At 65.5% G+C, this 7517-nt stretch carries 8 protein-coding genes and 1 pseudogene; all 9 read left to right on the top strand.

Translation table 11 applies throughout. From position 1 onward, the window contains the following. Window positions 1-203 precede the first annotated feature (203 nt). The 9 genes and pseudogenes from N3J91_09135 to N3J91_09175 all read left to right on the top strand — a co-directional run bounded on the left by N3J91_09135 (window position 204) and on the right by N3J91_09175 (window position 7386). A complete protein-coding gene (locus tag N3J91_09135) occupies window positions 204-1106 on the top strand; it encodes a LysR family transcriptional regulator (GenBank protein ID MCX8156595.1) in 903 nt (300 codons plus the stop codon). 660 nt (window positions 1107-1766) lie between these two features. Further along, a pseudogene (locus N3J91_09140) lies at window positions 1767-2165 on the top strand (hypothetical protein). A 252-nt stretch (window positions 2166-2417) separates the two neighbouring features. Continuing rightward, window positions 2418-2702, top strand: a complete 285-nt coding sequence (locus tag N3J91_09145) for an ATP-binding protein (GenBank protein MCX8156596.1) — start codon at window positions 2418-2420, stop codon at window positions 2700-2702. Then, the gene (locus N3J91_09150) at window positions 2699-4123 is read left to right on the top strand and encodes a sigma-54 dependent transcriptional regulator (protein MCX8156597.1); all 1425 of its coding nucleotides are present in this window, start codon (window positions 2699-2701) and stop codon (window positions 4121-4123) included. The genes N3J91_09145 and N3J91_09150 overlap by 4 nt, the downstream gene beginning before the upstream one ends. Before the next feature lie 8 nt (window positions 4124-4131). Beyond that, window positions 4132-4521 (top strand): hypothetical protein, encoded by a 390-nt coding sequence (locus N3J91_09155; GenBank protein MCX8156598.1) that lies wholly within the window; start codon window positions 4132-4134, stop codon window positions 4519-4521. Further along, the gene (gene hpnD / locus N3J91_09160) at window positions 4518-5387 is read left to right on the top strand and encodes a presqualene diphosphate synthase HpnD (GenBank protein MCX8156599.1); all 870 of its coding nucleotides are present in this window, start codon (window positions 4518-4520) and stop codon (window positions 5385-5387) included. Before N3J91_09155 ends, hpnD begins: the two co-directional genes overlap by 4 nt. Before the next feature lie 25 nt (window positions 5388-5412). Further along, window positions 5413-6228: a hopanoid biosynthesis-associated protein HpnK gene (gene hpnK / locus N3J91_09165; protein MCX8156600.1), complete on the top strand. Its 816-nt coding sequence runs from the start codon at window positions 5413-5415 to the stop codon at window positions 6226-6228. Further along, the gene (locus N3J91_09170; GenBank protein ID MCX8156601.1) at window positions 6225-6674 is read left to right on the top strand and encodes a DMT family transporter; all 450 of its coding nucleotides are present in this window, start codon (window positions 6225-6227) and stop codon (window positions 6672-6674) included. The genes hpnK and N3J91_09170 overlap by 4 nt, the downstream gene beginning before the upstream one ends. Beyond that, window positions 6667-7386, top strand: a complete 720-nt coding sequence (locus N3J91_09175) for a YggS family pyridoxal phosphate-dependent enzyme (protein ID MCX8156602.1) — start codon at window positions 6667-6669, stop codon at window positions 7384-7386. Before N3J91_09170 ends, N3J91_09175 begins: the two co-directional genes overlap by 8 nt. The last annotated feature ends 131 nt before the right edge of the window (window positions 7387-7517 follow it).

Consider the following 7517-nt stretch of genomic DNA (forward strand, 5'->3'; position numbering starts at 1 on the left):
GGGGGGGGGGGGGGGGGGCGGCCGGCGCCGGGGATGCGGGAGGCGTTGTTTGCGCGGTAGGGGTGTGGGGTATAAGGCGGGGTAATGGAGGGTGGGATGGGGGGTTAAAGGAGGGGTGGGAGTGGGTGGGCGGATTAAAAAAAACTTCTTAAAATAATCGTGCATAAGTTGACATAATTCCCCATTTTGCTTTAACTATTTTTATGCAAATTGAAAGCCTGAAAGTTTTTTGCGACCTGGCGGAGACGGAGAGTTTCACCAAGGCCGCGCAGATCAATAATGTGACGCAGTCGGCGGTGAGCCAGCAGATCAGCTCGCTGGAGCGGCAGTTTAATTCGCTGTTGATCGAGCGGAGCAAGAAGAAGTTCCGGCTGACGCGGGAGGGGGAGGTGCTGTACGAGTACAGCAAGCAGATCATTCAGACGTATGATTCGTTGTACAGCAAGCTGCAGGAGATCAAGGACATCATCTCGGGGACGATCCGGGTGGCGACGATTTACAGCATCGGGCTGCATGATTTGCCGCCGTATTTGAAGAAGTTTTTGAAGGCGTATCCGACGGTGAATGTGCATGTGGAGTACCGGCGGGCGAATCAGGTGTATGAGGATGTGATCAGCAACGTGGTGGATTTGGGGCTGGTGGCGTATGCGACGAAGGACAACAAGCTGGAGGTGGTGAGTTTGCGGAAGGACATTTTGGTGTTGATCTGTCATCCGCAGCATCCGCTGGGGAAGAACAAGACGGTGCGGTTGAAGGAGCTGGCGGGGCAGAAGTTTATTGCGTTTGAGCCGGACATTCCGACGCGGCGGGCGGTGGACAAGATTTTGAAGGAGCACGATGTGGAGGTGCAGGTGGTGATGGAGTTTGACAATATTGAGACGGTGAAGCGGGCGGTGGAGATTGACGCGGGGGTGGCGATAGTGCCGCAGGCGACGGTGGCGCAGGAGGTGGCCAAGCAGACGCTGGTGCAGGTGCATTTTGAGGATGGGGAGTTTTACCGGCCGCTGGCGGCGATTTACAAGAAGCACAAGGTGTTGTCGCCGGCGATGCGGCAGTTTATTGCGATGTTGAAGGGGCCGGACGGGGGGAAGGAGAACGCCAAATAGCGCGCCGGGGGCGTCCTGCCGGCCGGGGGGGTAGCGGGCACCGGCGGCGCGGGCCGGCGGGAGGGCGGCATGGAATGGCAGTGGGACAAGCTGTGGCGGATGGGGCGGCAGGTGGCGGAGCTGCTGCGTCCGCCGCCGGTGGATCCGGAGCGGCAGTTGGAGCGGATGCGGACGGTGGAGCGGGATGTGCTGCTGCCGGTGCGTGGGGCGATTGTGCTGGTGGTGGCGTATGCGGTGTTGTTTCCGCGGTGGTCGCTGGGGGTGGTGCAGATGCAGGAGCTGACGCTGTCGCTGGTGCAGAAATTTTTTGCGGCGTATGTGGGGGCGAATGTCATCATTGCGTGGGTGCTGCTGAATTACCGGCGGTTTTCGTGGAAGGCGCTGCAGTGGGTGTTGTGGCTGGGGGGTTTGCTGGACGGGGCGCTGGTGAGCTGCCTGGTGTTGATCACGACGGGGTTCGAGAGTTTGTTGTTCTGGCTGTTTCCGGTGATGATTGTGCGCAACGCGCTGACGTTGTCGTTGCTGCGGCAGCAGTTGACGCTGAATTTTGCGATATGTTTCATGTATCTGGCGGCGGGTTTGTTGTACATGGGGCAGGCGCGGGCGGACGCGGAGACGGCGGAGATGGAGGCGGCGTATCTGGCGGGGCGGCTGCGGGGGATGAGCACGAATGCGGGGCCGGGGCAGGCGGGTGGCGGGGGAGGGTGGGCGACGAACTGGACGGTGCCGCCGCGGCTGGATCCGCAGGTGCGGCAGGCGCTGGGGCTGCCGCCGGTGGAGTATCAGACGGAGCCGTTTGTGCTGCGGGTGCTGGTGTTGTTTTTGCTGACGTTCATTTGTTACGGGCTGCAGATATTGCTGGAGAAGCAGCGGCGGGCGGAGGAGGAGGCGCGGGAGCTGGCGGCGCGGCAGGGGCAGATAGACGCGGCGGGGCGGTTGTCGGCGGAGATTGCGCATCAGCTCAAGAATCCGCTGGGGATCATCAACAATGCGGCGTTTAATTTGCAGCGGTTGCTGAGCCAGGAGCGGGAGGTGGTGCGGGGGCAGGTTGGGATCATCCGGGAGGAGGTGGAGCGGATTGACCGGATTGTGACGGAGCTGATGGGGTTTGCGAAGCTGGCGGATGCGCGGGTGGAGCGGCTGGAGGGGGTGGAGGAGCTGGAGCGGGCGGTGGAGCAGGTGTTTCCGGGGCAGGCGGGGTTTGCGGTGGAGGTGGTGCGGCGGTATCCGGAGGAGCCGGTGGTGGTGGTGATGCAGCGGGGGCAGTTGGGGGAGATCTTTGTGAATTTGTTGCAGAATGCGCGGGAGGCGATGGAGGGGCGCGGGCGGCTGGAGCTGGTGGTGGCGCGGGAGGAGGGGGGTGCGGTGCGGATTGAGGTGGGGGACAGCGGGCCGGGGATCCCGGCGGACCGGCAGGAGCGGATATTTGAGGCGTATTACAGCACGAAGCCGCGGGGGACGGGATTGGGGCTGGCGATTGTGAAGCACACGCTGGAGGTGTACGGGGGCCGGGTGCGGGTGGAATCTGAGCTTGGAAAAGGGGCGCGGTTCGTCATAACGTTGCCGCCGCATACGTTTGGGAAACGGGTGTCATGAAGATGGAATTGCCGGCGGTGCTGGTGGTGGATGACGAGCGCAACATGCGGTTGTCGCTGGAGGCCGCGTTGACGGCGGAGGGGTATGTGGTGCGGGCGGTGGAGTCGGCGGAGGCGGCGATGCAGGTGCTGGAGGGGGAGAAGTGTTTCATGGTGATCACGGATGCGCGGCTGGGGGGGTTGAGCGGGTATGATTTTGTGCGGCAGGCGCATCAGCGGTGGCCGGATTTGCCGTTGTTGATGATCACGGCGTATGCGACGCCGAAGCTGGCGGTGGAGGCGATCAAGGCGGGGGCGATGGATTATCTGGCGAAGCCGTTTGCGCCGGAGGAGCTGTTGCTGGCGGTGGCGCGGTGCGCGGAGCGGTACCGGTTAATGGAGGAGAATCGGGCGTTGCGGCAGCGGGCGCATGAGCCGGCGCGGCTGGAGCAGATCATTGGGGAGTGTCCGGCGATGGTGGAGCTGCGGCGGCTGATTCAGACGGTGGCGCAGAGCAATGCGACGGTGTTGATTTTGGGGGAGAGCGGGACGGGGAAGGAGCTGATTGCGGGGGCGCTGCACAGTTTGAGTCCGCGGCGGGAGAAGAATTATGTGCGGATCAACTGCGCGGCGATCCCGGAGACGCTGCTGGAGAGCGAGTTGTTCGGGCATGAGAAGGGGGCGTTTACGGGGGCGGTGCGGACGAAGCCGGGGCGGGTGGAGGAGGCGGACGGGGGGACGATATTTCTGGATGAGATTGGGGACATGAGCCGGCCGCTGCAGGCGAAGCTGCTGCGGTTTTTGGAGGATGGGACGTTTACGCGGGTGGGGGGGAATGAGGAGCTGCGGGTGAATGTGCGGCTGATTGCGGCGACGAATCGGGACATTGTGGCGGCGATCAAGGAGCATCAGTTTCGGGAGGATTTGTTTCACCGGCTGAATGTGGTGCAGTTCCGGCCGCCGCCGTTGCGGGAGCGGGGGCAGGATGTGCTGCGGCTGGCGGAGTATTTTTTGCGGCAGTTTGCGCTGGCGATGAACAAGCGGATTACGGGATTGTCGCCGCAGGCGGCGCAGAAGTTGATGGGGCACACGTGGCCGGGGAATGTGCGGGAGCTGCGGAATGTGATTGAGCGGGCGGTGATCCTGGAGAGCGGGCCGGTGATCCAGGCGGGGAGCCTGCCGGATTTTCAGGTGGAGGCGCAGTTGCGGAAGCAGGAGGGGCTGGTGACGGCGCCGGGGGTGTCGCTGGAGGAGGCGCTGGCGGGGTATGAGCGGGAGTTGATTCAGCGGGCGCTGGAGCAGAACCGGTACAATTTGACGCGGACGGCGGCGCAACTGAAGATTACGCGGCATGCGCTGCGGTATCGGATGCAGCGGTTGAACATGGCGGCGGAGACGGAGGAGGAGGATGCGGCGGCGCCGGGGCCGGAGAGCAACGCATGAGGGAGGCGATGAACATATTGTGGAGCCAGTTGGGGGGCGGGCGGCCGGGGGGGGAGTTGTTGAACACGCCGCAGACGGCCAAGTCTTTGTGGGGGGAGCTGGGGGCGGCGACGGTGGTGCTGGGGGCGGCGCTGCTGGTGGGGCTGGTGTTGTTTCTGGCGGTGTACTGGTGGAAGCGGGAGCCGGGGGATGAGGTGGTGGCGGCGGGGGGGAGCGCGCCGCATCATCGGCATCGGGGCAAGCGGCGGAAGCGGCTGCGGGAGCATCGGCCGCGGAATCCGACGCTGGCGGAGACGGGGGGGCTGCCGCCGTTGCGGGAGGAGCCGCCGCCATCGTCGTCGTCGTCGTCGTCGTCGTCCGGTTCTTCAGCGTCTTCGAGCGGGGCGGGTGCGTCATGAGCGAGAGCCAGGCCATCACGCGGAAGAGCGCCTCGAATCTGGCCCTGGCGTTTGTGTTGTTGCCGGCGGAGAAGCGGGCGGCGATGGCGGCGTTGTACGCGTTTTGCCGGGAGGTGGATGATGTGGCGGATGAGGAGGAGCGGCCGGTGGCGGAGCGGCGGGCGGCGCTGGCGCGGTGGCGGGCGGAGGTGCAGGCGGCGTGCCGGGGGGAGCGTCCGGGGCTGGCGGTGTTGCAGGAGCTGCAGCCGGTGATTGAGCGGTACCGGCTGGCGCCGGAGTTGTTGGAGGAGGTGTTGCGTGGGGTGGAGATGGATTTGGACATTGCGCGGTATGGGACGTATGCGGAGCTGGAGGTGTATTGTTACCGGGTGGCGTCGGCGGTGGGGTTGTTGAGCATTGAGATCTTTGGGTATCGGAATCCGGGGTGCCGGGAGTATGCGGTGGCGCTGGGGAAGGCGCTGCAGTTGACGAACATCTTGCGGGATGTGCGGGTGGATGCGGCGCGGGGGCGGATTTATGTGCCGCAGGAGGAGCTGCGGCGGCAGGGGTGCGCGGAGGCGGACATATTGGCGGGGCGTTACACGCCGGCGTATGCGGCGGCGGCGGCGGCGATGGCGGAGCGGGCGCGGGGATATTACCGGCGGGCGCGGGAGCTGTTGCCGGCGGAGGATCGGCGGGCGATGGTGGCGGCGGAGTTGATGGGGTCGGTGTACTGGAGTTTGTTGCGGCGGCTGGAGCGGCGTGGGTATGACGTGTTTGGGCCGCGGCTGACGCGGGTGCCGCGGTGTTACAAGGTGGGATTGATTTTGCGGACGTGGGCGCGGGTGGCGTGGGGATCGGCGGCGGCGAATTATGGGCTGCCGTGAGGCGGGGGGCTGAGGCATGAGCGGCGTGCGGCGATTGATCGTGAATGCGGATGACCTGGGGCGCACGGCGGAGCATAATGCGGCGGTGGAGCAGGCGCATGTGGAGGGGATTTTGACGAGCGCCAGTTTGATGGTGAACGAGCCGGCGGCGGGGGCGGCGGTGGCGATGGCGCGGGGGCATCCGGGGCTGGCGGTGGGGCTGCATGTGACGTTGATTCAGGGGCGGGCGGCGCTGCCGGCGGGGGAGCTGGGGGGGCTGGTGGATGAGGCGGGGCAGTTTGGGCGGGATCCGGTGGTGGTGGGGTGGCGGTATTTTTGGCGGCGGGACTGGCGGGAGCCGTTGCGGCGGGAGCTGGAGGCGCAGTTGGGGCGGTTTCGGGAGACGGGGCTGCGGCTGGATCATGTGAACGGGCATCTGCATTTGCATCAGCAGCCGGTGGTGTTCAAGTTGTTGCTGGAGCTGGCGCCGGCGTGGGGGATAAGGCATGTGCGGGTGGTGCGGGAGCCGCTGGGGCCGAATTGGCGGGCGGCGCGGGGGCGGTATGGGGTGCGGTTGTTGCATGCGGGGATATTTGCGGCGCTGGGGCGGGGGCAGCGGCGGGCGCTGGCGCGGCGGGGCATCCGGTGTGCGGGGGCGGTGTTTGGGCAGTTGCAGGACGGGCGGGTGGATGAGGCGTATGTGCTGGGGCTGCTGCCGCATTTGCCGGCGGGCGATTCGGAGCTTTACAGTCATCCGACGGTGACGGAATTTAAGCATGAGCTGGATGCGTTGTGCAGTCCGCGGGTGAAGGCGCTGGTGGGGCGGCTGGGTTTGCAGCTCATACATTATGGCGATTTATGACGAAGATATTGATCATTTTGCTGGTGGGGCTGGTGTGCGAGGCGGTGGGGGTGGTGTTGTTGAAGGAGGGGATCAATGCGGTGTGCGGGGGCGGGGACATCACGCTGCGGAATGTGTGGCCGATGTTCTGGAAGGTGGTGGTGCATCCGCGGGTGGTGCTGGGGGTTTTTTTTGAGGCGCTGTTTTTTTTGTGTTTGTTGTATTTGATGAGCCAGAAGGACATCAGTTTTGTGTGGCCGCTGACGTCGTTGAGTTTTGTGATGACGACGCTGGCGGCGCTGGTTTATTTGAAGGAGCCGGTGTCATGGATGCGGTGGTGCGGGGTGGCGTTGATCATGGCGGGGGCGGCGCTGATCACGTGGAATGAGAAGCAGCGGGAGGCGCAGGCGCCGCCGGCGGCGCGGGCGCCGGGGGTGGAGGGGGGGGTGGTGGGTCGGCATGAATGAGCTGGCGGGCAATTTGGAGCGGATTCGGGAGCGGATGGCCGCGGCCTGTGCGCGGGCGGGGCGGGATCCGGGGGAGGTGCAGTTGATGGCGGTGAGCAAGGGGCAGCCGCCGGAGGCGGTGTGCGCGGCGGCGGCGCTGGGGGTGGAGTTGTTTGGGGAGAACAAGGTGCAGGAGGGGAAGGCGAAGCGGCCGCTGTGTCCGGGGCGGTTGCGGTGGCATTTGATCGGGCATTTGCAGTCGAACAAGTGCCGGGATGCGCTGCAGCATTTTGATTGTGTGCAGGGGGTGGACAGTCTGGCGCTGGCGGAGGAGCTGGAGCGGTGGGCGGAGAAGCTGGGATTGCGGCGGCCGATTATGTTGGAGGTGAACGTGGCGGGGGAGGCGAGCAAGTTTGGTTTTGCGCCGGAGCGGCTGCTGGCGGAGGGGCGGGCGATCCACGCGCTGCCGCGGCTGGAGGTGCGGGGTTTGATGACGCTGGCGCCGTGGACGCCGGAGCCGGAGCGGGTGCGGCCGGTGTTTCGGCGGCTGCGGGAGCTGAGGGCGGAGTGCGAGCAGGTGGTGGGGGCGGCGCTGCCGGAGCTGAGCATGGGGATGAGCGGGGATTACGAGGTGGCGATCGAGGAGGGGGCGACGATGGTGCGGATTGGGACGGCGTTGTTTGGGCCGCGGCAGAACTGGCGGCGGCCGGCGGGGGAGGGGCATGAGGCGTGAGGGGGGCGGGGGATGGCCTGGAGCCAATTTGTTGCGGGAGCTGGTTAAAACCACGAATGGAATCGAATGAACCCGAAGCAGGGAAGGAGCGAAGGGTCTGAGTTCTGAATGGTGGGCGCGCGGTTGGGGGG

Source organism: Verrucomicrobiia bacterium (assembly GCA_026414565.1).
Lineage (GTDB): Bacteria > Verrucomicrobiota > Verrucomicrobiia > Limisphaerales > Fontisphaeraceae > Fontisphaera.